We start from the raw sequence: 741 nt of genomic DNA on the forward strand, positions 1-741 counted from the left end.
TGACGCCGACGCCGAGCGTGTTGCGGCACAGATGCCCGCGGCCGGCCCGGCAGTTGCGGCACTTGCCGCAGACGATATGGCCCTCGCCCGAGACGCGCTCGCCGACATGGTACTTGGTGACGGCCGAGCCGACCTCGGCGATCTCGCCCATGAACTCGTGACCAACGACCATCGGCACCGGAATGGTTTTTTGCGCCCACTGGTCCCAGTTCCAGATGTGCACGTCGGTACCGCAGATCGCCGATTTCTTCACCTTGATCAGCACGTCGTTCGGGCCGATCTCCGGCACCGGCACGCGCTCCATCCAGAGGCCCTCTTCCGGCTTCGACTTCACCAGCGCCTTCATCATGTTCGTCATCAGTCCCTCCCTCAGATCACGCCGAGGTCGCGGCCGACCTCTTCGAAGGCGGCGATTGCCCGCCGGACGTCCGCTTCACTATGCGCTGCCGACATCTGCGTGCGGATGCGCGCCTGGCCCTTCGGCACCACCGGGAAGGAGAAGCCGATGACATAGACGCCCTTCTTCAGCATGCGCGCCGCCATCTCCTGGGCGAGTGCGGCATCACCGAGCATCACCGGGATGATCGGGTGGCCCTCACCGGCCAGCGTGAAGCCGAGCTTGGACATCTCGGTGCGAAACAGGCTCGCATTGGCATAGAGCCGCTCGCGCAAGGCATCGCCGTTGTCGATCAGGTCGAACACCTTCAGCGAGGCGGCGGCAATGACCGGCGCCAGGGTGTT

At 65.2% G+C, this 741-nt stretch carries 2 protein-coding genes; both read right to left on the reverse strand.

What is annotated here, in order from left to right; all coding sequences use genetic code 11:
* A partial coding sequence (locus tag IB262_RS35440; protein ID WP_192494579.1) for an alcohol dehydrogenase catalytic domain-containing protein occupies window positions 1-358 on the reverse strand: 358 nt, incomplete at its 3' end.
* A gap of 11 nt (window positions 359-369) precedes the next feature.
* On the reverse strand, window positions 370-741 hold a 372-nt coding region (locus IB262_RS35445; RefSeq protein ID WP_192494580.1), incomplete at its 5' end, for an aminotransferase class I/II-fold pyridoxal phosphate-dependent enzyme.

This window comes from Ensifer sp. ENS02 (genome assembly GCF_014851885.1).
GTDB lineage: Bacteria > Pseudomonadota > Alphaproteobacteria > Rhizobiales > Rhizobiaceae > Ensifer > Ensifer adhaerens.